At 47.4% G+C, this 24,373-nt stretch carries 21 protein-coding genes; 12 read left to right on the forward strand and 9 right to left on the reverse strand.

Annotated elements, in window-relative coordinates; all coding sequences use genetic code 11:
- Positions 1-257: 257 nt before the first annotated feature.
- The gene (gene cspE / locus L4C36_RS09220; RefSeq protein ID WP_107347945.1) at positions 258-467 is read left to right on the forward strand and encodes a transcription antiterminator/RNA stability regulator CspE; all 210 of its coding nucleotides are present in this window, start codon (positions 258-260) and stop codon (positions 465-467) included.
- A gap of 417 nt (positions 468-884) precedes the next feature.
- Entirely contained in the window at positions 885-1,094 is a 210-nt protein-coding gene (cspE, locus tag L4C36_RS09225; RefSeq protein WP_428477514.1) for a transcription antiterminator/RNA stability regulator CspE, read from the forward strand.
- 259 nt (positions 1,095-1,353) lie between these two features.
- Here the strand turns inward: cspE (L4C36_RS09225) and L4C36_RS09230 are convergent, their stop codons facing one another.
- From L4C36_RS09230 to L4C36_RS09240, 3 genes are read right to left on the reverse strand one after another with little or no spacing between them, the layout of a single operon-like run.
- Positions 1,354-3,000: a response regulator gene (locus L4C36_RS09230; protein ID WP_428477515.1), complete on the reverse strand. Its 1,647-nt coding sequence runs from the start codon at positions 2,998-3,000 to the stop codon at positions 1,354-1,356.
- Between the two features lie 6 nt (positions 3,001-3,006).
- Positions 3,007-4,773: an EAL domain-containing protein gene (locus tag L4C36_RS09235; RefSeq protein WP_428477516.1), complete on the reverse strand. Its 1,767-nt coding sequence runs from the start codon at positions 4,771-4,773 to the stop codon at positions 3,007-3,009.
- Positions 4,774-4,775: 2 nt separating this feature from the next.
- Positions 4,776-7,973: an ATP-binding protein gene (locus L4C36_RS09240; RefSeq protein ID WP_428477517.1), complete on the reverse strand. Its 3,198-nt coding sequence runs from the start codon at positions 7,971-7,973 to the stop codon at positions 4,776-4,778.
- A gap of 638 nt (positions 7,974-8,611) precedes the next feature.
- Here L4C36_RS09240 and sbcB point away from each other — a divergent pair.
- The 7 genes from sbcB (at position 8,612) to purT (ending at position 15,495) form a co-directional block, all read left to right on the forward strand.
- Entirely contained in the window at positions 8,612-10,033 is a 1,422-nt protein-coding gene (sbcB, locus tag L4C36_RS09245) for an exodeoxyribonuclease I (protein ID WP_428477518.1), read from the forward strand.
- Positions 10,034-10,278: 245 nt separating this feature from the next.
- Positions 10,279-10,800 (forward strand): hypothetical protein, encoded by a 522-nt coding sequence (locus L4C36_RS09250; protein WP_428477519.1) that lies wholly within the window; start codon positions 10,279-10,281, stop codon positions 10,798-10,800.
- Positions 10,801-10,931: 131 nt separating this feature from the next.
- Complete coding sequence (locus L4C36_RS09255) at positions 10,932-11,273, forward strand: CidA/LrgA family protein (RefSeq protein WP_428477520.1); 342 nt, start codon at positions 10,932-10,934, stop codon at positions 11,271-11,273.
- Positions 11,270-11,950 carry a CidB/LrgB family autolysis modulator gene (locus L4C36_RS09260; RefSeq protein ID WP_428477521.1) on the forward strand — a complete coding sequence of 227 codons (681 nt, stop codon included), beginning with the start codon at positions 11,270-11,272 and terminating at the stop codon, positions 11,948-11,950. The genes L4C36_RS09255 and L4C36_RS09260 overlap by 4 nt, the downstream gene beginning before the upstream one ends.
- Positions 11,951-12,151: 201 nt before the next feature.
- Complete coding sequence (gene cdd, locus L4C36_RS09265; protein WP_428477522.1) at positions 12,152-13,039, forward strand: cytidine deaminase; 888 nt, start codon at positions 12,152-12,154, stop codon at positions 13,037-13,039.
- Between the two features lie 126 nt (positions 13,040-13,165).
- Complete coding sequence (locus tag L4C36_RS09270) at positions 13,166-14,056, forward strand: DMT family transporter (protein WP_428477523.1); 891 nt, start codon at positions 13,166-13,168, stop codon at positions 14,054-14,056.
- A 263-nt stretch (positions 14,057-14,319) separates the two neighbouring features.
- Positions 14,320-15,495 (forward strand): formate-dependent phosphoribosylglycinamide formyltransferase, encoded by a 1,176-nt coding sequence (gene purT / locus L4C36_RS09275; protein WP_428477524.1) that lies wholly within the window; start codon positions 14,320-14,322, stop codon positions 15,493-15,495.
- A gap of 142 nt (positions 15,496-15,637) precedes the next feature.
- Here purT and L4C36_RS09280 read toward each other — a convergent pair whose 3' ends face one another.
- Complete coding sequence (locus L4C36_RS09280) at positions 15,638-16,282, reverse strand: thiopurine S-methyltransferase (protein WP_428477525.1); 645 nt, start codon at positions 16,280-16,282, stop codon at positions 15,638-15,640.
- A gap of 376 nt (positions 16,283-16,658) precedes the next feature.
- On the reverse strand, positions 16,659-16,952 hold the full coding sequence (locus L4C36_RS09285; protein WP_039461086.1) for a hypothetical protein: 294 nt from the start codon (positions 16,950-16,952) through the stop codon (positions 16,659-16,661).
- Positions 16,953-17,184: 232 nt separating this feature from the next.
- Here L4C36_RS09285 and L4C36_RS09290 point away from each other — a divergent pair, with 232 nt between their 5' ends.
- Positions 17,185-17,577: a nitrous oxide-stimulated promoter family protein gene (locus L4C36_RS09290; RefSeq protein ID WP_428477526.1), complete on the forward strand. Its 393-nt coding sequence runs from the start codon at positions 17,185-17,187 to the stop codon at positions 17,575-17,577.
- A 118-nt stretch (positions 17,578-17,695) separates the two neighbouring features.
- On the opposite strand, the gene L4C36_RS09295 is transcribed toward L4C36_RS09290, so the two are convergent.
- Positions 17,696-18,064, reverse strand: a complete 369-nt coding sequence (locus tag L4C36_RS09295; RefSeq protein WP_428477527.1) for a spore gernimation protein — start codon at positions 18,062-18,064, stop codon at positions 17,696-17,698.
- Between the two features lie 105 nt (positions 18,065-18,169).
- A complete protein-coding gene (locus L4C36_RS09300; RefSeq protein WP_428477528.1) occupies positions 18,170-19,678 on the reverse strand; it encodes a peptide MFS transporter in 1,509 nt (502 codons plus the stop codon).
- A 352-nt stretch (positions 19,679-20,030) separates the two neighbouring features.
- On the opposite strand from L4C36_RS09300, the gene L4C36_RS09305 reads away from it, so the two are divergent.
- Complete coding sequence (locus L4C36_RS09305; protein ID WP_428477529.1) at positions 20,031-20,375, forward strand: hypothetical protein; 345 nt, start codon at positions 20,031-20,033, stop codon at positions 20,373-20,375.
- Here the strand turns inward: L4C36_RS09305 and L4C36_RS09310 are convergent.
- Positions 20,347-20,916, reverse strand: a complete 570-nt coding sequence (locus tag L4C36_RS09310) for a GNAT family N-acetyltransferase (RefSeq protein ID WP_428477530.1) — start codon at positions 20,914-20,916, stop codon at positions 20,347-20,349. The two genes, L4C36_RS09305 and L4C36_RS09310, sit on opposite strands and share 29 nt — an antisense overlap.
- Before the next feature lie 196 nt (positions 20,917-21,112).
- Between L4C36_RS09310 and pdxY the strand changes: the two genes are divergently transcribed.
- Positions 21,113-21,967, forward strand: coding sequence for a pyridoxal kinase PdxY (pdxY, locus tag L4C36_RS09315; RefSeq protein ID WP_428477531.1), 855 nt, complete (start codon positions 21,113-21,115; stop codon positions 21,965-21,967).
- Positions 21,968-22,075: 108 nt separating this feature from the next.
- Here pdxY and L4C36_RS09320 read toward each other — a convergent pair.
- Positions 22,076-24,373 (reverse strand): putative bifunctional diguanylate cyclase/phosphodiesterase (locus tag L4C36_RS09320; RefSeq protein WP_428477532.1); only part of this gene is annotated, 2,298 nt, incomplete at its 5' end.

A 24,373-nucleotide genomic window follows, 5' to 3' on the forward strand; every position in this document is an offset into this window, starting at 1 on the left:
CCCGTTGTGTACCTGTCGAACGGTTTGCTGTGAATTCCTCCACATTTTTCTAACAAAAGTATTTGCAAATGGCATCATCCTGCCTAATCTTGTGGAAGACCAATAGTGTTTGGCAATACGCAACACTGAGCAAGAATCGCTTCATCTGGCCATACTTTTTGCAAGTTACACTGGAACTAGAGGGATTCAATTGTTACCAATGATGCAGTTAAATAGTATTGGCAATATGTACAGATGTAAGTAATTCAGGAGACAACATGTCTAAAGCAACTGGTACCGTTAAGTGGTTTAACGAAGAAAAAGGTTTTGGTTTTATCACACAGGACAACGGCGGTGCTGACGTATTCGTTCATTTCCGTGCTATCACGGGTGACGGCTTCAAAACACTGGCTGAAGGCCAGAAAGTAAGCTACGAAACTGAGCAAGGCCCAAAAGGTCTTCAAGCAGCGAACGTAGAAAAAGTCTAAATCCTCGATTTAGGTTGAGCAAAAGGGCTGTTACAGCCCTTTTTTACTTTCCACCGTTTAGCCGCAATTCCTCACCCTGCTCCGACCTCTTTTCCCGCATTTTCCCCACACCGCTAACAATCTGTATATTCACGCATATATCTGCAAATGCCTGCTATCTTGGTCACACTTTGCTAGTTAAACACCTAAACTCACGACTATTTACTTGCCTCTACCCTTTTCGTGTGGCCTAATACTCCTCGGCCTGTAATGCAGACCTATTTATGCCACAAATTGAAATAGAAAACTTCGTTCCACCGCTTCAACCAGCGACCGACCTGAAGATCTCAACATTCTTTTGTCCATAAGTAATACATTATGATGGCTTAAGTGCGCTCTCTAAGCGCGAAACAATTTATTTTATTCAGGAGACATAACATGTCTAAAGCAACTGGTATCGTTAAGTGGTTCAACGACGAGAAAGGCTTCGGCTTCATCACTCAAGACAACGGCGGCGCTGACGTATTCGTTCACTTCCGTGCTATCTCTGGCGAAGGCTTCAAGTCTCTTGCTGAAGGCCAAAAGGTATCTTTCGATATCGAACAAGGTCAGAAAGGTCCTCAAGCTGCTAACGTTGAGCGCGCTTAATTTTAAGCCCCTTACGTAAAGTTTCCAAAAGAGCGCTCTTGTAGCGCTCTTTTTTATGCTTACTATTTAGCCTCTGCTCTCTCTCATCCACGCTTCGCCTCGTCGCTACACAGCACGAAACATCACACACAACGCGCTATGCCGCTCTTTTCACTTGTGCCTGTCATCAGCTTCACTCGGTTTTCGCCCATGAAAAAGCCGCAAGTAATGACCACTTACGGCTCTTATCGGTAAATCCTAAATACACTCTCTGTACGGGCTAGACAACGCCGTATTCGCGCGCCTCTATCCGTTCTGATGCTTTCTGGTAGAACAGATCATAGCGCATGTTTTCACGCTCTTTCTCTGTCATCAACTGACGGATCATCTTATCGCAGTGCTCGAGCAGTTTTGCGACCTCTTCAATCTTCATCGTTCGCGGCAAACAGCGGGACATGATCATCACAATTTTCAATGCCACAGCACGCAATGTTGGGCAGCGACGAATGATCAGAATGTAGATGTTGAGCATGTCCGGAATATTATCCTTCTTGCTGTGGATCATCCGGTACATGTTTTCCAGCCACTTCTGCTTGTCGGTGTTGACCTGCTGCAGGGCTTTCGCCATCTCGATTTTGCTCGACATGATGATCTCGGTTTCATTCGACACCAGCGACTCATTACACCAACGGATACTCTTTGAGAACTCCGAGTCATAAGACATCACGTTCAGTAACCAACAGAAGTGATAGCGGTCATAGAAGTGCTTAAACGGCTTCGTTTTATACAGCGGGTTTAAAATATCAATCGCTTCAACGAACTTCTTCTCTTCCATCGACAAGTGCGCCACCAGCAGATCCAACTGACTGCGGTATTGCTCTTTCTTGTCTTCGTCAAACAACGCTTTAAGCATCATCCGCGCTTCGGCCAACAACTTTTCACGCGCAGCCCCTTCACTGTTACGCGCAGAGAACAAGACTAAACGCGTCAGGTTAAAGCGGGCAAAGATCGAGTTACGGTACGTCTCGCGGTTGATCTCCATATACACACGATAACGCTCCAACGCGCTTGCGTAATCCCCTACGGATATGCAGAGGTTAGAGATAACCAGTTCACGCTCAGAATGCTCTGGCACCAGCTTATTCGCCGCTTTCAGGTGACCGATCGCTTCGGGAATGTTCTTGTTCATGATGCTCAGGTTCGCCGCTTCAACCCGCGCGCCAATGTTATTGGGCGAGGTCGCCAACAACTCATTGAGCACTTCAGAGGCTTCTACCCGCTTGCCTTCATGCATGAACACGTTCGCCAGGCCAATCTTCGCCCAGTCAACCGGCTTTTCTTCCAGCGTTTGCTCGTACACCGCTTTGGCTTCTTCGTACAGCTTCAAACGGCGTAAAAAGGTCCCCTTAAACTTCTGAATCGTGAAGTAATACTCAGGGAAAAACGGCGATAGCTCATCACACGCTTTCAAACCCTCATGGTACTGTTTGTTCGTTTCCGCCGAATACAGCGCCAATAGCGATTTCTTCCGGTGCAACGACAAGGTTAATCGTTGCTTGAGCTGATTAATATTAATCGGCTTTAGGATGTATTCATCCGGCATCAACTCAAGAATCGACCGCACAATGATTGACGAGCTTTCTGCGGTGATCATGACAAACACCGCATCATCATTGATCAGCTTATAGTGCTTAAATTCTTCAAAAACCTGTTTACCGTTCAACCCTTTACCGAAGTTGTAATCACAAATGATAATGTCGTATTTATCACGTGATGCCATGAAAATGCAGGCACGGGCCGTTTTGGTATGAAAAATATTGTGATCTAAAAAGCCAAGCTTGATCAACATACCGCGTAAACTGGCTAAAACAATCGGTGCATCATCGGCAATCAGCACCTTCAATTCTTTCAGATCCATTTTATTCATGTTTTATCACTCAATCTTGTTGAACTTCAGCAGTTCAATGATCGACTTAACACCGCATTTGGTCAGTACGCGGGTTTTATACGTACTGACTGTTTTTTGACTAATATCGAGTTCGTTCGCGATCTGTTTATTCGATAACCCTTTGATCAGGCAATCCGCCACGAACCGTTCACGTTTCGAGAGTTTTTCTTGCACGGTACTGTCGATGGCATAACGGTTTTCACCGTGCAAAATCGCATTCACAATTTTGCTCGCGGTCTCGTTGAGGGTTTTTTCTTTGACTAACCAACGGTATTCCGTTAACTGTGCAGAAATAAACTCAGGGCATTGCGCATTGTAATCCGCCAGGAAGATGAATTCGCCCTTAAAGCCCAGAGTGCGTGCTTCAAGGCAAAGCGCAACCGTCTCGGCAGACACGTCATGCTGATTGATGATAATGGCGTTAATTAAATGGCCATTCACCACCTCAATGCTCTTGCGTGTCACCATTTCGCACTTAGCACTGAACACATGGTAATTTTTCAGCAACAGCTTTTTCAGTGCTTTACCGCTGACACTCTGGTTATCCAGAATCAAGCAATGCAAGCCATCAAACAGATTATCGGCTTCCACTTTCTTGTTGGTGTTCTTGTAATACAGTTCCAGCAACGCATCGGCGGTCATGGGTGAGCCGGTATAAAAGCCCTGACAGATATCCCCGCCATGGTGACGCAGGTATTCCCACGTTTCTTCGTCTTCGACGCCTTCTACCACGCAGGTTAAGCCTAGAGAGTTCGCTAAGATCAAGCACGAATGCGTGATCTGCTGATTTTTATAATTGGTCGACAGTTCATAGATGAACGATTTATCAATTTTCAATTCGGTATAAGGCAATTGTGCCAACTGCTCCAACGACGAATAGCCCGTCCCAAAGTCATCAATCGACAACCCCACCCCGTTCATGCGCAAGCGTGCCAAATTCGCTAACGACGTGATGGAACCGTTATACACATCGTGTTCGGTTAACTCTAACGTCAATTTGTGCAATGGAAAATCATACTGCTCACAAATCGCAAAAACATCCTCGCAAATTTTTGATTCTAAATTACTTTTTGCGATGTTCACCGATAATTGCAGTTCTGTATCCATGCTACTGATGGCTGCCACGGCATTTTTCAGCACCACGTAGAACAAATTCTGGCTGTAACCCAAACGCTCAATCACGTTCAGAAAACGGTGTGGGCCGATCACGCCATGCAACGGATGCTCAAAGCGCACGAGGGCTTCCACCCCCACCATTTCACCGGTTTGAAAGTGGAACTGTGGCTGATAATGGTTCGTGAATAAACCGTATTCAAACCCGGCCGCCAGTTCGTCTGCCGTCAACTCTTCTTGCTGGCTTGGATCAACACTGTGCTCATCCACCAACGCCAGCTTTTCAAAGACGTTATCGAGATCGTCTTGTTTGTACGGTTTTTTAATCACTTCAACAAATTTGAAGTTCGACAAGCTGCACATATTGTAAATCAACTGCAACACCGACTCATCTGCCGCACTCAAGATCACCACGCTCATGCCGCAGTTACATTCAGCCAACTGCGCCAGGAAGGTGACACCATCCATTTCAGGCATACGCAAGTCACAGAACACCAAGTCGATAGCATTGTTCTTAATAATGTCGAGTGCTTCAATACCGTTCGTGGCGACAAGAATATCGTCAAAGCCCAAACGTTTAATCTTTAGCTTCAAGCTAACCATCTGAATGGTATCGTCTTCAATAAGGAGAATTTTCATTATTATTCCGGTTTATTCACTTGCAGCCAGTGCTCTGCTTGCGCGATCACTTTGGACATTTCATTCACTAATTTATGCTTATGGTGCGCAATCTCAGCGGCGTTTTCTGACAGCTCTAACTGGCTGGCATACAGACTCAAATCTCTTAATCCCAACACACCCGCAGAGCCTTTAATACGATGTGCAATGGCCTTGTATTCCTCTGGCGACTGGTTCAATTGCACAATGTCGGCAGTCATCGCACTCACGACCACCGTGGCCACTTCCTCACGCTCACTATCCAGATAGTCATCAATCCAAATGGTTGGCATTATCGGCGCAGGCTCTGTTGCTTGCAAATGTGGCTTGAGCACCTTATACAGCGCCATTAGGGTGTAAGGTTTGAAAATCACCGTATCCATGCCCGCCAATTCGGCTTTAGTGACGGCGATACGCGAATCTTCCGCCGTACAGCCAATAACCACCCTGCCTTTCCAACAATGGCGCTTGGCCTGCTTTGTTAACTCATAACCGTCCATATTCGGCATGTGACAATCGGTAATAAGCAACGCGTATTCATCACCATGCCGTTCTAATTCATCCAGGGCTTGCTGGCCATCGTCTACCAAGGTGGCCGTTACACCAATCTCCTTCAACTGCCGTTTAATCAATAGACGGTTGATGGGATCATCGTCAGCCACCAGCACATGGCCTGTTAACCGCTGGCTATTGACAGGCGATACTGGCTCTGTGCCATGATCAATCAAACGCAGCACCTGACCGAGTAATAAATCAGGGAAGATATTCGTGCCATACTCATCTTGCGTTAACCAATGATCCGCGTCTGACTGTGAAGCCAGATTGATCCCCCACCCCAATAGCCATGCTGTGATTTGATCATGGTTGGTGTAAAAAGTGTGGCCAGCATGATCAACAACCACCGCTTCTGCTTTAATGGGTAATGAAACACTCACGGTGGTGCCTTTACCCAATTCACTGCTTATCTCAATGCTTCCTTTCATTAAGCGAAGTAAGCTCTGCACAATCGACATACCCAGACCGGTCCCGCCGTAGCGGCGGGCAATACTGGCATCGGCCTGCACAAATGGCGAGTAAATCCGCGACAATTGCTCTTCCGTCATCCCACAGCCGGTATCGTTGATTTCAATGGATAAATCCGTTTTGGTGGTCGTGATATTCACGCTGATTTTACCTTGTTCGGTAAACTTCACCGCATTCGACAACAAGTTCATCACCACCTGATTCAAGCGCATGGCATCCACCTGCGCATAGATATACGGTGTGGGCGCCCAGTTCACATCAAACGTTAATGCTTTCACCGCCGTGTTCGCCTCAAAGCTGCGCAGCATTGGGGACAATTCATCAATCAAACTGCAACGGCGTACATCGAGTCGCAACTGATTGGCTTCGATTTTGGAAAAATCGAGAATATTGTTGACGTGATGCTTCAGGCTATCGGCCGAGTTAATCGCATTTTTCAGCAACAGTTGGCTATCATCGTTGGTGATTTTCTTCGACAGAATTTCCATCAACCCTAGCATTGCCGCCAACGGGTTACGTAACTCATGGCTCACCACCGCCAAGAACTGATTACGCAGCGCAATCGCTTGTAACGCTTCTCGCTTGGCTTTTTTTACTTTGCGGTAAGACACCACCAGCGGCATCAAAATCAATAAAAACACCAAGAACGTAATACTGCTCATGGTGATGATTTCGTTCTTATCAAAACCGTAGTTCACCGTGATACGGCTGTGCAACGCACGAATGCGATCTAACTCCTCCGGCCCTAATGTGGAAATCACTTTGTTGATCAGATCATGCATGATGACGTTTTCTTCACGCATCACCATGCCGATATCCATCTTCAGGCGAGACTCTTTGCTCGGCTCAATCACTTCATAGTCGGTATCAAAATGCAGCATCAAGGTTTGGTTAACCAAATCTTTGTTGATCAACATATCGGTAATTTGGCCGTGCTTGAGATCCGTCAGTAAGTTATCAAAGCGCGTGTACACCTGAATGGAATCAAATCGGCCATCGGTACGCACGAAGTTATAAAAATCCCCCATACGGTCTAAAATACCCAAGCGTTTCTTGTCACTCGTATTCTTCATGCGTAAGTGCAAGAATTCTAACGTCGAGTATTTTTCCGTGATCAAGAAATCTTGCTTATCCACATCCAGCATGTGCTGATAAGGCAAAATGTCGACTTTGCCATCACGCAACATCTGCATCGGGTCTTGCCCGTACATGGGCACATATTCCAACTCAAGGATGGTTCGAGAGTCCAAGACCTTCATCAGATCATGCACATACCCCTTTAATGATCCATCGACTTCATCGCGATATGACAACGGGAACACATCTTCTTCAACCGTATAACGCACCACATTGTCGCCACCTCGCCCGCCCATCACGAAATTGAAATTCGCCTGTTCTGCCAAGGAATAAATATTGTGCGAGTTAATCGGCAGTTTCGTTTCTCCCGCTTTTTCCGCCGCAATCACCTTGTTAAAGATACTCAGTAGCATCGGCTTGTGCTTCGCCACGATGATACGGTAGTCCTGCGCGCCAATCTCTCGGTCGAACACCACTTTACCGGGTGCGCTAATATTCTTACCCAGCGACGACAGCAACGAGGTGTAATTCAAGATAGTGGCATCCGCCAAGTCTTGCTGGATCATCTCTTGCGCCGCATCAGGGGTATTCACCAACGACAGCGATGAATAGCCGCGGTTGGCAATCGCATCGCAATACGATGAGCCTTTTACACACACCCAACGCAACGAGTTACGCGGTTTGTCCATCAGTCGTTTGTCACGTAACCAAATGATGCGCTGACTTTCATAAATCACGTCACTGAGCAGGAATTGTTTTTCACGCGCATCGGTTTTACCCAACCCTACAATCGCATCAATCTCACCGTCTTCAATGGCATTATGGAGATCGTTCAACGTGTTATAAAAGGTATAGGTGAACTTAAACCCGAGTTCATTACTGATCCCGACGGCATAATCATGGTTGATGCCAGAAAATGGCGGTGCATCGCCACCCCAATAGGGCAACCAGGCTTCTTTCAACACACCAAATTTGAACAGTGACTTTTTGTCGAGATATGCTTGTTCGTCCTCAGTCAGGTAATCCGCTGAATATGCAGGAAAAGCGACAAGGAGAAACAGAAAAGAGAGTACGCGTTTCAATATAATATAGACCGTGACATTGATCGCAAAACAAGGTCGTAGTGTAAAGCTAATACTCTAAAATTCCAAGAGAATGCATACATTTGCACCTTAAAAGCAAGCATTTAAAATCAGTCACTTACGGCAAATGTAGGAATAATCTTACAGCCCCTCCCTTCTACGCACTATATCCAATTGCTTGTGTACCCATTTGCATGCGGGATTCATCATGGATTCTCTACGGTTTCTCCCTTTTATAACGTTTATAGCACGTATTTTACCCTATTCGCTTGCAGTGAATAACCCGTCAATTCTTCGCACAAAGTGATGGCTCATTCAGCACGACAAGTAACAGATTAAGTGTTTATTTTACATCGTAACCTACAACCAAAAGTGACAGCGTCACCAATACCTGCGCCATTACACAATGACACAAATGCTTATTCGCTCATGCGTACATCGATTCATTATCTCAACCACTTACGTAAAATGTCTCCCTTCGCCCATGAATTTCCCTTTCCGCCTTGCCTCTTTCCGCCTAGTTGCGGGATACTTACTGTATGTGTCCTGAGATGTTACGCTTAGATTGACAGCAACAATGACAAAATTAATTATAAAACAATCACTTATTTTAGCTTCCGTGGCTTCAGGAAACGACAATGAAAAACACAAATGAACCAACATTGTTTTGGTTAGATTACGAAACCTTCGGTGCTACGCCTTCTCTTGATCGTCCTTGCCAGTTCGCGGGGGTGCGTACGGATATGGACATGAACATCATCGGCGAACCGCTGGTGATTTACTGTAAGCCGCCGATGGATTACCTCCCGGCACCGGAAGCGTGTTTGATCACCGGTATCACACCGCAAAAAGCCCATCAGGAAGGCTTGTCTGAGCCTGAATTTATTGCCCGTATTCACGAAGAGTTGTCGAAACCGAATACGTGTGTGATTGGCTACAACAACGTGCGCTTTGACGATGAAGTCACGCGCTACACCCTGTACCGTAACTTCTTCGACCCGTATGCGTGGGCATGGCAAAACAACAACTCACGCTGGGATTTGCTGGACATTATGCGTACCTGCTACGCCTTGCGCCCAGAAGGCATTAACTGGCCAAACAATGAAGATGGCTTGCCTAGCTTTAAGCTGGAACTGCTTTCTGTGGCCAACGGCATTGAACACGCCAATGCGCACGATGCAATGGCCGATGTGTACGCGACCATTGAACTGGCAAAGATTGTGAAAAACAATCAGCCGAAACTGTTCAATTACTTCTTTGAATTACGCCATAAGCGCAAGCTGCAAGAACTGATTGATATTGTTGAGCTGACACCGCTGATGCATGTCTCTGGCATGTTTGGGGTGGAATGTGGCAACACCAGTTGGATTGTGCCGATGGCATGGCACCCAGACAACAAGAACGCGGTGATCACGGTGAATTTGGCGATGGACCCGACCCCATTGCTGGAACTGAGTGCCGATGAACTGCGTGAACGTCTGTACACCAAACGTGCTGATCTGGCGCCTGACGAATTGCCTGTACCGCTAAAACTGGTTCACCTGAACAAGTGCCCGGTATTAGCACCGGCGAAAACCTTGCGTGCGGAAGATGCAGCGCGTATCGGTATTGACCGTGAACAGTGCCTGAAGCACCTGCAAATACTGAAAGCGCACCCTGAAGTGCGTGAAAAACTGCTGGCGATTTACAGCCAAGAGCGTGAGTACGCCGAAAACAACAATGTGGACACGCAGCTATATTCAGGCTTCTTCTCGCCCGCTGATCGCTCAACGATGGACATTATTCGTCAAACCTCACCGGAAGAGTTGGCGAAGTTTGAGCTGAATGTGGCAGACCCGCGTATCAAGCCATTGCTGTTCCGCTACCGTGCGCGCAACTTCCCGATGACGCTGGATTACAAAGAACAGCAACAGTGGAAACACTACTGTCAGGATTTCTTTGAAGAGAACCTGCCGAACTACATGCAAAACCTCGAAGCATTAGGTCATGAGCACCAAAGCAGCGAGAAAAACATGAAGATCCTGAAAGCGGTGTATGACTATGTAGCGTCGCTGGTCTAACTGTTCAGGCTTTATATTGTCACCTCTGCAGTCCGCGCATTGCGGGTAAACGATAGAAACGTCGGCATATTTAAAAATCCCCTCATGCATTTCATGCTGAGGGGATTTTTTATAAGGCAATATCCTAACAATGACATTGCACAACCCGTGCAGTGCACTCACACTTTACGCTGTATGGAGCGCATGCATTCACAGGTCCAAGGAAAGTCGTCGTAACAAAAGTAGTCGTCATTAAAGTGGTATCTATGACAACGCAAACGCTGACCCGCTGTTACCGTTTCACAACGGTCGATTTTGAGCCTGATCTGTGCCTGTTGGTGTGGAAAGACCGTGCCGACACCGCACTCACGGTGCATGAGTCGCGTCTGTTGGAAGTGCTGTGCTACTGCGCCGGTGAAGTGATCAGTGCGGAATCACTCTACGACAAAACCTTTGTGCAAATTGACCCCTACGAAGACAGCCACACCAATCACTATGATCTAAACACCATCTTCAAATCCCTCACCCGTAAATTGGAATACCACGGCGCGATGGGTATTCCCATTGAAGCGGTGCCCCATTATGGTTTTCGCGTGCCGTTACCGGAAAAAGCCTGTCGCCGAATCCATGAAGACAGCACGCCACCATCGGCGCCACCAGACGATCCATCACCGGAACCTGACCCCCTGTCATCGACCGAACACATCGTAAAACACAGCCGTTTGCATAAAGTGTCTGTCGCACTGCTTGCCTTAGCCGGCCTCGCTATGATCTTTGCCTCAGATTAGCCTTCTGCGACCTCCCCTTGCCCGCGAAACACGTTATGATCCCGTTCTAAGCCCGTTAAATTTTCTGTGGCTTAGATCACGTTTATTTTGTATGATAAATAAAATTTCCTCAGACAAATCCTGAAGGGCTCATGGCATATCTTCGCTCATTTTTAATCATTTTTGTGTGTCTCATGATTGGTAAAGGGATACAGCACTTCAGCGGCATCGCCATTCCCGGTAGCATTATTGGCATGCTCCTTTTGTTTCTTTCTCTCTCTATGGGACTGGTGCCTGCACAGTGGGCGATGCCCGGTTGCCACTTTCTGATCAGACACATGGCGCTGTTGTTCGTGCCAGTCGGTGTGGGATTAATGAATTACCTCGACTTGATTCAGAATAACAGCTTAACCATTTTACTCAGCACCATTGGCAGCAGCGTGGTGGTCTTTATCGTGATCGGTATTGCAACGCATTATAAGGAACAACAATGATTTGGTTATTGGCTACTCTTGTTGTTTTCTACGGTGCACGTTACCTCACGAAATTCATTAAGCACCCGATTGTGAATCCGTTACTCATTTGCCTGTTGGTACTCATCCCTTTGCTCATGTGGCTTAACGTGCCTTACGAAACCTATTTTGAGCAAAACAAGTGGATCAATGCCCTGCTGGAACCAGCGGTTGTGGCGCTGGCGTTTCCTTTGTATGAGCAGCTGGGTCAAATCCGTCAAAAGTGGAAAGTGATCCTCACCACGTGCTTTATCGGCAGTATATTGTCGATGGTGACCGGTGCTGGTATCGCTTTGATGATGGGGGCTGATGCCCAGTTAACCGCGTCTATCCTACCTAAATCCGTGACAACGCCGATTGCGATGGCGGTGTCTGAACAAATTGGCGGCGTGCCATCGGTTGCGGCGATCATGGTGATTCTGGCGGGTTTGTTTGGGGCGGTGTTTGGTTACCCCCTGTTTAAGCTGATTGGGGTACACGCACCGATTGCGAAAGGTTTGACGATGGGAACGGTATCGCACGCGCTGGGCACAGCAAAAGCGGCCGAAGAGAATCACCAAGAAGGCGCGTTCAGTTCGCTGGCGTTGGTGATATGCGGGGTAATGACGTCCATTTTGGCACCGCTCGTATTCCCATTGATAATGAAGCTATTTTCATGAAAAATTTGCGATAACGTGCAAGTAATCGAATACATGAGTAAGTTATTGATTAAAATCGTTAATCTTTTTACAAACCGTGTGACTCGACTCCCAAACATGTAACAAGTGAAAGTATCAAGCACTTAGTGTGATCTGGATCACACACAATTATTATCACTCCGCCTACAATATTTCTCCATATACAAGACGGAGTGATAACTCATGCACACTAAAGTAAAGGATGCTTTAGGCGCTCTTCCAGCAGACCTAGCCGCTGCCATCAAACCGGTGTTAGAAGCTGATAACTTTGATGCCACACTTAGCCCTGAAGCGTTCGCTGAACTCATGTCGAAGACGCAATTGTCAGACAGTGAGTTACGTGTTGCATTACTTCCCCTTGCTGCCGCCTATTCTGTTGCTCCTATTTCTCATTTCCACGTTGGTGCGATTGCCCGTGGCTTATCCGGTACTTTGTACTTTGGTGCCAACATGGAATTCGTTGGGACCGACTTGTCACACAGTGTCCACGCCGAGCAATCTGCCATTAGCCATGCATGGCTAAAAGGCGAAACCGGCATTCAGGACATCACGATCAACTACAGCCCATGTGGCCATTGCCGCCAGTTCATGAACGAACTGACGACCGCAAATGACTTGATGGTGCAATTACCACAACGTGACGCGAAAACACTGCAAGCGTATTTGCCAGAATCATTCGGCCCAAGCGACTTGGGTATCAACGATGCACTTCTAACCCTCGTTAATCACGGCATGGCGTGTGATGATACCGATGCGCTGCTGCAAGCGGCTTGTGAGGCTGCTAACCGTGCCCATGCGCCTTACACCAATAACTTTGCGGGTGTCGCACTGCGTACACAGTCAGGTGACACGTTCGTGGGCATGTACGCAGAAAATGCAGCTTTCAACCCAAGCCTGCCACCGTTACAAGTCGCGCTGATCAGCATGAACATGGCCGGTTATGATTTGTCTGAGGTGGCGGCGGCCGCATTAGTCGAAAAAGCCGGTAGCACCATCAGCCACCGCGCCAACACCGAACACGCACTGCACGCCTTAAACGCGGATATCCCTTTCCGTTATTTGGCAGTGTAATCATCGAAAAGCCGCCTTAGGGCGGTTTTTTTGTGCCAAAACACCGCATTGAATAGAAAAATGTTCCATCCGCACGGTGCCAAGAGTATGATTTTTGCGTTTATCACTTAACGAAATCACCCATTCATGTCACACCAACATCACCCACTACAAGGGGCGAGCTGGATGCTTACGGCAGGGTTTGCGTTTGCCTTAGTTAATAGCTTGGCGCAATACCTCAGCATGTATATGCATCTTCCGTCCACGACCGTCGCCCTGATCCAATACTTTATTGCGCTAATTGCCATTTTCCCTTGGTTGCGATCGCTAGGTCTGCGTACGGCCCTGAAAACCGACCATTTTGGCATGCACTGCTTCCGCGTCTTTTTATCTGTGATCGGGATTCAACTTTGGCTATGGGCGTTAGCCTACCCGGTTCCGATTTGGCAAGGGATTGCGTTGCTGATGACGTCGCCGCTGTTCGCAACCATTGGTTCGGGCTTGCTGCTGAAAGAAAAAGTCGGCACGGCACGTTGGATTGCGACCCTGACCGGTTTCATTGGTGCCATGATCATTCTTGAACCGTGGGCAGATGGCTTTAACTGGGCCACGTTACTCCCTGTGGGTGCGGCGTTCTTCTGGGCCAGCTATTCGTTGATGGTGAAGAAAATGTCAGCGTATGATTCACCGACCACCATGGTGGTGTACCTGCTTATTTTGATCACGCCGTTCAATATTTTCTTAGCACTGCCTGATTTTACAATGCCAGCGACCCCGTTCACGTGGGGCTTGTTGGCGGCGGCAGGCTTGCTGACCGCGCTAGCACAATGGGCGATTGCCAAAGCCTATGCGGTGGCAGATGCGTCGTTTGTGCAGCCATTTGACCATGCCAAACTGCCACTGAACGTACTGGCGGGTTGGGTTGTCTTTGGTTGGGCACCACCGGGCCGTTTATGGCTGGGAGCGGCGATCATTATTGGATCTGTGGCTTTCATTACCCAGTGGGAAAACAGAAAGCACGCCAAAGCGAAAGCCTAAGCCCTCACGGGTCATGTCTAAACTGCTCGTTACCTTGTGAAAGCCGCTGTTGAGCGGCTTTTTTCGTGTTATCCCTTTTGCATCCCCCCCCCTTTGTCTTACCACCCAACAGTAAGACAGTAAATAGACGGAATAAGGGGAAATGTCGATTTTCTCGTCATTCCTGTTGTTTTCCTCGCCAACGAAATAGCAAACGATTGCGTGGCAACTGAAATCCTGTATGATCTGCTACAACGTCAGTCTCAACCCAGTAAGGAATGTCAATGTTAGGATCAGCAACCCGCCCGCAGGCTACGCGCGTATTACTTCTTGGCGCTGGTGAACTTGGTAAGGAAGTCGCCATTGAATGCCAACGTTTAGGACTTGAAGTCATTGCGGTTGACCGCTACGCCGATGCCCCTGCCATGCATGTGGCACACCGTAGTCATGTGATCGACATGCTCGACGGTGACGCATTGAAGCAGGTGATTGCCATTGAGCAGCCACATTATGTGGTGCCTGAAATTGAAGCGATTGCAACCGACACGCTGGTAGCACTGGAAGCGCAAGGCGTGAACGTGGTGCCGACAGCCAATGCAACGAAACTGACCATGAACCGTGAAGGCATTCGTCGCCTTGCGGCTGAAACGCTGGCCATTCCTACGTCCCCTTACGCGTTCTCAGACCAATACGATGACTTTGTCGCCTCTGTTGAGCACATCGGCACACCGTGCGTTGTGAAGCCGATTATGAGCTCTTCTGGCAAAGGTCAGAGTGTGATCAAAACACCGGCAGACATTGAAGCGGCTTGGCACTACGCTCAAGAAGGCGGCCGTGCGGGTGCTGGCCGTGTGATTGTCGAAGGCTTTGTTGAGTTTGACTATGAAATTACCTTGCTCACCGTGCGTGCCATCGACGGTGTGCATTTCTGTGCGCCTATTGGACACCGTCAAGAAGGCGGTGACTACCGTGAGTCATGGCAGCCACAACAGATGTCAGACAACGCGTTGAAAGCCGCACAAGCCATGGCTGAGAACGTGGTGAATGCACTGGGTGGCTACGGCTTGTTTGGCGTTGAGTTGTTCATTCGTGGCGATGAGGTGCTATTTAGCGAAGTCTCCCCTCGCCCGCATGACACTGGCATGGTTACGCTGATCTCCCAAGAGTTGTCTGAGTTTGCACTACACACTCGCGCCTTCTTGGGTTTGCCTATCCACGGTATCACGCAGTATGGCCCGTCAGCATCTGCCGTTATCCTCGGACAGGGCGAATCACAAGATATCCGCTTTGATAACCTCAGCGTGGCGCTGACGCGCCCTAACACGCAAGTGCGTTTGTTTGGTAAGCCTGAGATCAATGGCGAACGCCGTTTAGGGGTCGCATTGACCCGTCGTGATAGCATTGACGAGGCAGTGAAGGACGCCGTGGCAACCGCGGCTGACGTCAAGGTTATTTACTAAGCGTTTGTCATCATAACGCAGCCCTGATAACGGCTTTAAACCAATGAAAAAGGCGCCAGTCACATCATCTGTGACTGGCGCCTTTACTGTGCGTTTTTCGCGAGCGGCTCTCGACGAACGACTATCCGCCAGTTAACGTCTATCAGTTAACCTCAATCAACCAGGCTTCTTCCGCGAAACGGGTCAGGCCTTGCTGGCGACGCGGGTGGGTTTCATCTTTCTCATCGCGGGCTAAACGGCGGATCTGACAACCGCTGAACAAGGCTTCCACTTCGGCTTGTGCCACGCTGAACGGAGGGCCGTCCATTTCATGCTGTGGGTAGTCAAGGGTGATCAACAGAATGCGGCCACCGGCTTTTACCATCGACTGCAACTTGTCGGCATATTCGCGACGTAGCGTCTCAGGCATTGCAATCAATGCCGCGCGATCGTACACCACATCGACCGGATCAATCTGTGTCGTGAAATAGTCACCACAGTAAATACCGATCTCATCGAAGCTGTACAGGGTTTGGCCGTTGCCTAATACCGTCACCATGGGCGTGTAAAAATGCTCAGCGAAGAACGAACGCACGGCAATATCACTTAACTCGATACCCACCACGTTATCGTGTTTTTGTGCCAACCAGGTTAAGTCCTCAGACTTGCCGCACATGGGTACCAATACCACATCTTCGCGTGTCGTATTCAGTTCCGACCAATATTCCACCAGCATCGGGTTGGTTTCATCCAAGTGAAAGCCAATGCGGTTTTGTGCCCAACGGCTATGCCAAAATTCTGCATCCATTTTCTGTTTTTCTCTTTTTATGACTGACTGCACGCTTTATATCAAAGTTCGCTAGTCATATAAACTGCCCATCGACACTGGCTGACAACTTGCAGTCAATCGGGCGAGAAAAGAGGAAAAAACCATGCCGTAGATGAAATAGAAAGGGAGAAAGAGGAAGGGATAAATGACAAGAAAAATAGACAGGAAAATGAGACAGGAAAAGTACGAGCATCAGCGGAGAAAGCCGACGATTGAGCAGGAATAACGGATACAAAAAAGGATGCCGAAGCATCCTTTAGTGCTAACTGAGACTTGCACAGCAAACATCAGTTAAAAATCTGTTCTTCAATTTTTCTTTATGAGAGTCATTGAATAAACGATATTGGCTATTGAATTACGAAATTCGGAATAGCTTAATCGAGTCACGACGAACAGTGACACCACGGAAAGTTACAGGCTCAAGCAATGTCATCAACTGCTTAGAAACAAAAAACTTACCACCGTAGCTACGATCACCACCACGATTTACCCAATCTGCAAATTCATCTGCCAAGCTGAACATAGAGTTTCCAACAAGCAGAACCAACACTTTAGCGACTTCACTGTCATTCTGTTTATTAAACTCCGCATCGCGGACTTTCTTACGATATTCCTCGACGATTCTTTCTAGGCACTCAAATCTGCTCATATACACCACCATAAAAAAAGAGGAGCGGATACTACTGCTCAACACCGCTGAAATCAAGCGATAGCACAAGGATTCTTAGTAGATTGGTGCGTTTTTTTCCTTCTTTTAACATGTAAGTGCGCAATTATCATAAAAATCACGATTTAGGTCATATTTTTCGAGCAATGATAGGTGTATTTTACATACCACTTATTGAGTGAATAATCGGCTTTCACACCCAAGAGGCAACCCCGTGACAGATGAAAAACAATGGCCACCGCTGCTTGGCGCACTGAATACAGAGTACCGCACTCTCAAAGCCATGGTGGTGATTTACTGTAAGCATCACCATGCTACGCCAGCCGTGTGTGATGATTGTCAGGATTTTCTCCACTATGCGCACACGCGGTTGGATCGCTGCCCATACGGGGAAGACAAGCCCACCTGTAAGCAGTGTCCTATTCATTGCTACAAAGCCGATTACAAAGCCAAGTCTCAAACGATCATGCGCTATGCTGGCCCCAAAATGCTGCTCCACCATCCGGTGCTTGCCATTCGACACCTAATGGCAGGAAAGAAAGCCGTCCCTGTGAATCCCGCAGCAGGCGCGTCCAATCGTCATAAACGCAAACGTGAAGAAAAGTAGGCACGGTATGGGCGTAAAAAAGGGACGCTACCATGCTTTGTGATTAAGCAGGTAACATCCCTTTTCTTTGGGTTAAGTCACATCAGCAACAAGGTAATGCCTCTGCTAACGTACTCAATTAATTACGGTAATAATCGACAATTTGCAGCGTCGCTGCTGGGGCATTCGCCTCTAACGATACCTGGAATGCATTACCGCTTAACATCTTCACCGATGATCCCATTTTACCCGTCACACTCACGCCTTCGATTTTTTCAAACGGCTTCGCTTGGCTGTAGTGCATGTTGATTTTCAGGTCGGTATCTTCATTGGCCAATAAATCAAATTGGCAAATACCGGTTTCACAGTACACATCAAGTTGAGATTGGTGGTACTGAATACTTTCCACCCCTTTCACCGGGGTCGCAGTGATCTGCAATTTGTCACCACAGCCAGCCAAGGTGAACAAGGCCAACCCGATTGCCAATGCTTTTACATGCTGTTTCACGCCTTTATCCTCTGACTTTATCATTCGCGGTATTATGCCATATCTACAAAAACAAAAAACGCCAGTCAACACTGGCGTTTAAGATAACACGAACACATCTGCGATTTAGTGTTGCGGTGATGGCGTGCCCGCCTGCTCCGCTTTCTCGATCGCTTCCCCTTTTTGCACCAGTGACGTAATCACTTTTGACAATGCCAAGGTCACAAACGCCATGACAACCGCCAGTATGGCGAGGTTAAAGAAATAACTCGCGTACACGTTTTCTATAATCTCTGGCGTCAACGCCTGCCCTTTTGGCAATGCGATACGGGTTGAAATGACGGCGGCTAAAATACCACTCAACGACAACGCGACAGAACGCAAGCCGATGGAGAACGCTGACAAATAACGCGGTACCATTTCAAAAATAAACCCAGCCCCCAGCGCGCCCACAATCAATTCCGCCAATGACTGGAAGAAATGTACCCATAGAATCCAGTTTGCTGAAATTTTACCGTCAACACCCACAAAGTGTGTCGATAACCCAAGCAGAGAAAACGCAATGGCACTGAAGACAAAGGCCGCCGCGAATTTAGTCGGGATAGATGGCGAGAAGCCTTTCTTCTCAAGCCATGCATACGCATAAATCACAGGTCCACCCAACACAAAACACCATAACGGGTTAAAGGCGGCATTCGATTCAGGACGGATAGGAATAAAGCCAAACAGTTGATCACCCATCAAATTGATGGCGTAAATATTCATCGATGTCAGCATTTGACCGTAGTAAAAATAGAAGACAATCATGATGAAAATGGTGATCAACACACCGCACATTTTGTACTTATACGCTGGTGTGGCTTGCGTGATTTCATAAATGAAATAGCCAATAGCGCCAAAGCCTAAGGCATACAACAAGTATTTACCCGCATCCAGGTTAGAGAACACCCAGTACACCAAACCCAGCATGACCGCAGAACCCAGAACAAAGCCAATCCACACAGGCATGCTGACAGGCTTTTTATCGAGATCATTACCGACTTCAATAAGCTGCTTTCTGAACAGAACAAACAACACCAAGGTGATCGACATCAAACCGGAAGCAATATAGAAGTTCCCTTCATACGCTAGGTACGCAACCATGAAGGGGAAAAGGTATTTGGATGAAAACGAGCCGAGGTTGTTCAATGAGTAGTTAATGGTTAAACCTTGCTGGAAGGCTTCGCGGTTGGTAGCAGAATACGAATTCCCCAACAATACCGTTGGACTGGTCGCTGACAACCCTCGCGCATAACCGATCAATGCAATGGCAAAAATACTCAATGGGACGTTCAAGTCACTGGCACCATAGCCTAACAAGAAGAAGCCAAACGTATAAACGGTGTAACCAATGTAGACCGCACGGAACGACCCAAGGTACCGATCAGCGAAAAAACCGCCGACGGCTGAAAAGACCGGGCCAACCGCACCGAAGGCACCCATCATCATGATGGTGTCTGCTTCGCTGTAGTTCAATTCATCTAAGAAAAACTTGGTAAGCAGCACATATGTACCGTAAAACGCCGCCCCCCAGAGAAACTGACGAAAAATTAAGACATTGGCTATAAATGGAAATCTAGAATTTGAACCTTGCATATTATACTCCTTCAATATTATGCACTGAAGAAGCTAGCATTTTGCCATTGAACATTTCATGATCAGGTGCAATTAATCACATAATAGAATCGCATTAAGAGAAGAATATTACTCTGTTGTGATCTCGCTGCAAACTGTCGTGAAAGCCGATGCTTTCTCTATCGCAATGCGCCTAACACAACAACCAGCAGCATGATATTGAGTTATTGCAATCTGCATTGCATCCTCGTATCCGTGGTGCCCCACCCTCTCTATAAAACGTAATAATACATTGATATTTAGCGAATAATTAACTGGCACACTCTGTGCATCTACCCAATTATTGGCATCATCTCAAAATGGAGTTATGAGTATGCGCACTTTTTATCACCCTTTATTTACTTGTCTGTTTATTATCAACCTCGTCGCTCTCTCTCCTCATGCCATGGCCGATATGGTCACCCTTTGCCATAAACCCGGCACCCCAGCAGAAAAAACCTTAACGGTTAACAGTAATGCCCTCTCTGGGCACCTCGGACACGGTGACTCTCTAGGCGCCTGCGGGGCTGGTGAAGAAAGCGGGGCAGCCACTGAAATCACCGAGCCCGCCAGCGTATACCTCTTCCTGCTCGGTTTATTTTTGATTGCCTGTCGCTTTGCACACACGCTGCGCCAACGCGTATGCGCCTTTACTGGTCGCGCCATTCGTCGCTTGTAATGCGGTACAAACAATGTCGCTTCACAGCGTCAGGGTACGCCAATAAATTGGGGTGATCGAAATCTTCCTCGATGTTACTCATACCCAGCGCTGCCATTACTTTGCGTGAAGGCGTATTCGTTAACAGAGTAAACGCATACACCCTAGGCTGTTGAAGCTGCTCAAAAGCAAACTGTAGCGCGGCACGTGCCGCTTCGGTGGCGTAGCCGTTATACCAATAGGCCTTACTTAATCGCCAGCCGATTTCTACCATCGGCGTATGGGGAATAGCGATTGACGCATCTTGCTTGTGCAAACCGACAAAACCAATGAATGCCCCGGTCGCTTTCAGCTCAACCGCCCAAAATCCCCACCCGCGTTCAAGCAGGAGTCCTTGGATGCGACTGGCTAACGCATGACTTTCATCCGTCGATAAGCAATGGGGAAAATACCGCATGACGTCAGGGTCTGCCGTCATGGCCGCAAAGTCAGGATAGTCACTGCCTTTCCAGCCCCGTAACCGTAAACGCGCGGTGTCTAATTCGATAATGGGTAACGTCATGATGCCTTTCTCCCTGTCAATGTGGCGCGACTTTAAGTGCTTTTTCAACTGGCTTCATAAGCAAATTATGCGTCTTGACGCTAAAATAGTGACCTATGATTATGAAATATTACATTTTATATAGAATTGATTGTGATGATGTTCAAGTCACATTATTATCTTTCGAACTAAACATACCCCAACAGGATTTTAAATAATGAAAGGTATTCTCTCTATCCAGTCGCATGTTGTATATGGCCATGCTGGCAACAGTTCAGCCGTATTCCCTTTGCAACGTATGGGGTTTGAGGTGTGGCCTATTCATACCGTTCAGTTCTCCAACCACACGCAATACAAAGAAGGCTGGACGGGCCGTGCATTTCAAGCCACTGATATTACTGATTTAATCTCGGGTATGGCCGCTATCGGACAGTTGGAAAACTGTGAAGCGATCCTAAGCGGTTACCAAGGCAGTGCTGAACAATGCCTTGCTATCCAAGACAGCGTTATCCAAGTAAAAGCAGCGAACCCGAATGCATTGTATGTGTGTGATCCTGTTATGGGCGCACCCGACAAAGGCTGTATTGTCGCACCCGGTATTGCAGAGCACCTGATCAATACGCTGATGCCAATGGCTGACATCATCGTCCCTAACCAGTTTGAACTGAGCCAATTTGCAGGAATGGAGATCCACTCTCTGGAAGATGCCGTGAAAGCGTGTCAAATCGCGCTGGATAAAGGCCCGCAAATGGTATTAGTTAAACACCTTCACAGTGTCTCTGATGAGATGTTTTCAATGATGCTGGCGACCAAAGAAGGCTGCTGGTTGGCGCAACGTCCTCACCTTGCGTTTGATAAGCAACCTGTCGGTGTGGGCGATTTGATTTCGGCGCTATTCACGGGTCAGTTCCTGGCACGTGGTAACGCAATGGACGCTTTCGCACACTGTAATGATGCGTGTTACGCCATCCTTAAAGCCACCAGCGATCGTGGTGAGTGGGAATTGCAAACCATCGCAGCACAACAAGAAATCGTTGAGCCAACAGAAAAATTCACACTGCAAGCGCTGTAAGCACTCAGCACTGTAACCCAGCGTTGATATGAACAATGACACTGCGGTGTAAAAAAGCGAACAACGTCGGTTGTTCGCTTTTTTGTTTCTTGCTCTCCCCCGCCCGAATCAGGAGGTTGATGTTATCGACGTGGCGTGCGAGCCTTGACTTCCTCCAGACGTCGCATTGAACGTCAGTAGCAAGGTTTCAAATTCCTCAGCCGGTACAGGCTTGCTGTAATAGTAGCCCTGACCAAAATCGCAGCCCATCTTTTGCAAATGATTCCCCTGCCAATGGGTTTCAATCCCTTCGGCGACCACGGTAAGCTTCAGCGCTTGCGCCATGGCAATGATCGCATTCACCAACTCTCTGTTTGCTGCATTACTGTGAATGTCGAGCAAGAAAGACTTATCAATTTTCAATCGATGAAACGGGAATTTCTGTAAGTAACTCAACGCCGAATAGCCAGTCCCAAAATCATCGATGGTTAATTGGGTGCCTAAACTTTGCAGCTTTTCCAGTAAGGCAATCACAGCTTGGCTGTGATCGAATAACAAGCTTTCTGTCACTTCAATTTCCAGCTTATTGGCCGGTAAGCCAGATTTGGCTAACGCATGTTGAATTTGCTGGAAAATCTGATCACAGAAGCGGAACTGAACACTGGAAAAGTTGACCGCGATGACCAAGGGTTGGATGGATTGCCATTGTGCCGCTTGCTGACATGCTCGCATCGTCACAAAGTTCCCCAATTTATGGATCAAGCCATTTTGCTCCGCCAAAGGAATAAATTCGTCCGGTGAAATCATGCCGTATTTTTTATCATTCCAGCGCAGTAAGGCCTCGGCGGCCACAATAGTATTGGTTTGCAGGTCAATGATCGGCTGATAGTAAATGGCTAACTCATCTTTCACGATAGCCTGTCGCAAACGGCCATCGAGATCCAATTTACGCTGCAAGTCAGTATTCATCGCTTCATGGTAGAAGTGGAACGCATTACGCCCATCTTGCTTTACACGGTACATCGCGGTATCGGCAGAAGCCAACAACTGCTGAATATTCTGTCCATCTTCGGGATACACCGAGATACCAATACTGGTCGACATGAAGAACTCACGGTTATTCCAAATGAAGGGCTTTTCAAACAGCGCCAAAATGGTCGCAGCAAGATCCTTTGCCTTATCAACCTTGGCATCGTCAATGACCAATAAGAACTCATCACCACCTAAACGCACTAAAATGTCTTTGTCGTAGGTTGCTGCAAGCAAACGCTGACTGCTCTGCTTGAGGATATAATCGCCCGCCAAATGCCCCAAGCTGTCATTGATTTGTTTGAAGTTATCCAAATCAATGAACATCACCAAAAACTGCGTGCCTTTGACTTTTGCACGATCAAGCAGTTCTTCTAATTGCTCATAGCCGTATTTGCGATTGGGCAACCCCGTTAAAGCATCATGGGTCGCTTGATAGGCCAGTTTTTGTTCTGACTCCTTACGCTTTTCTATCTCTTTTACCAAGCGTTTGTTTTGCTGGAATAATGCTTTTTTCTTTCGATTACTTTCATACACTTTAGTACGAAGAATAATATTTGAATTATTAATTTTGAAGGTATAAAGCAAACCAAAGAATACTGGCACAGCCAAAAATGAAATACCGGCAATAAACCATGCTGAGGTTAATATGTCTTTCTCGTTTATCGGGTCGAACCAACTCTTCAAGGCGAAGGGGGTATTTTCAATTGAGGTTTCAAAATAAATCTTATCAGATAACAAGGCATCCGGTTTATTTCGCTCTTCCGGCTGCAGTGAATCCCACACGAAAATACCTTCGTTGTTTTCCACTAATTCAATACGGCTACGACTGCCTTCATGTTCTTGGGTGGTAAGTTGTCGAATGATAACGTCTTTATTGATGTCGACAATAAGATACGCGACCGGCTTACCGCTGTAGTAAACGTTTTTGATCATTTCGATGTGCATGCCATCGGCTTTTTGCACGGTTCTCAGCATGAAGTCTCGATCACTGTTTGCCGTATAGCCATGGCTCTCGACATCCCATGCTTGCCCATCATCACTGCCGGCTATCACCTTGCCATCGAAACCCAGCAATACAATCCGCTTATACACCGGTATACCGTGTACATCTGTATGGGCAGTGAGATCACTCAGTTCTTTATCCAGCTTAAACAAGCTGGCCCCCAACCCGTATTGCATCGACATGCCGGAAGCTAAGTTGGCAAAATACGTTTGCATGGATTTATTGCGGCTGAGGTTCGCAATTTCATCATCCGTAACATAGAAAAAATATTCGAGCATGGTCGCATAACTTTGTACTTTCAAGTTAAGCTCTCGCTGCTGGGATTCCATCAACCGTGTCTGACCCAGATTGGTCACCGCCAATATCAGGATTAAATAGGTGGCGAGTAATAC

It is taken from the genome of Photobacterium japonica (genome assembly GCF_050337005.1).
Taxonomy (GTDB): Bacteria; Pseudomonadota; Gammaproteobacteria; order Enterobacterales; family Vibrionaceae; genus Photobacterium; species Photobacterium japonica.

Bases quoted from the DNA above. Each gene is read 5' to 3' on its own strand.
- cspE (WP_107347945.1), top strand. From the start codon at position 258: ATGTCTAAAGCAACTGGTACCGTTAAGTGGTTTAACGAAGAAAAAGGT.
- cspE (WP_428477514.1), top strand. From the start codon at position 885: ATGTCTAAAGCAACTGGTATCGTTAAGTGGTTCAACGACGAGAAAGGC.
- L4C36_RS09230 (WP_428477515.1), bottom strand. From the start codon at position 3,000: ATGAATAAAATGGATCTGAAAGAATTGAAGGTGCTGATTGCCGATGAT.
- L4C36_RS09235 (WP_428477516.1), bottom strand. From the start codon at position 4,773: ATGAAAATTCTCCTTATTGAAGACGATACCATTCAGATGGTTAGCTTG.
- sbcB (WP_428477518.1), top strand. From the start codon at position 8,612: ATGAAAAACACAAATGAACCAACATTGTTTTGGTTAGATTACGAAACC.
- L4C36_RS09250 (WP_428477519.1), top strand. From the start codon at position 10,279: ATGACAACGCAAACGCTGACCCGCTGTTACCGTTTCACAACGGTCGAT.
- L4C36_RS09255 (WP_428477520.1), top strand. From the start codon at position 10,932: ATGGCATATCTTCGCTCATTTTTAATCATTTTTGTGTGTCTCATGATT.
- L4C36_RS09260 (WP_428477521.1), top strand. From the start codon at position 11,270: ATGATTTGGTTATTGGCTACTCTTGTTGTTTTCTACGGTGCACGTTAC.
- cdd (WP_428477522.1), top strand. From the start codon at position 12,152: ATGCACACTAAAGTAAAGGATGCTTTAGGCGCTCTTCCAGCAGACCTA.
- L4C36_RS09270 (WP_428477523.1), top strand. From the start codon at position 13,166: ATGTCACACCAACATCACCCACTACAAGGGGCGAGCTGGATGCTTACG.
- purT (WP_428477524.1), top strand. From the start codon at position 14,320: ATGTTAGGATCAGCAACCCGCCCGCAGGCTACGCGCGTATTACTTCTT.
- L4C36_RS09280 (WP_428477525.1), bottom strand. From the start codon at position 16,282: ATGGATGCAGAATTTTGGCATAGCCGTTGGGCACAAAACCGCATTGGC.
- L4C36_RS09285 (WP_039461086.1), bottom strand. From the start codon at position 16,952: ATGAGCAGATTTGAGTGCCTAGAAAGAATCGTCGAGGAATATCGTAAG.
- L4C36_RS09300 (WP_428477528.1), bottom strand. From the start codon at position 19,678: ATGCAAGGTTCAAATTCTAGATTTCCATTTATAGCCAATGTCTTAATT.
- L4C36_RS09305 (WP_428477529.1), top strand. From the start codon at position 20,031: ATGCGCACTTTTTATCACCCTTTATTTACTTGTCTGTTTATTATCAAC.
- L4C36_RS09310 (WP_428477530.1), bottom strand. From the start codon at position 20,916: ATGACGTTACCCATTATCGAATTAGACACCGCGCGTTTACGGTTACGG.
- pdxY (WP_428477531.1), top strand. From the start codon at position 21,113: ATGAAAGGTATTCTCTCTATCCAGTCGCATGTTGTATATGGCCATGCT.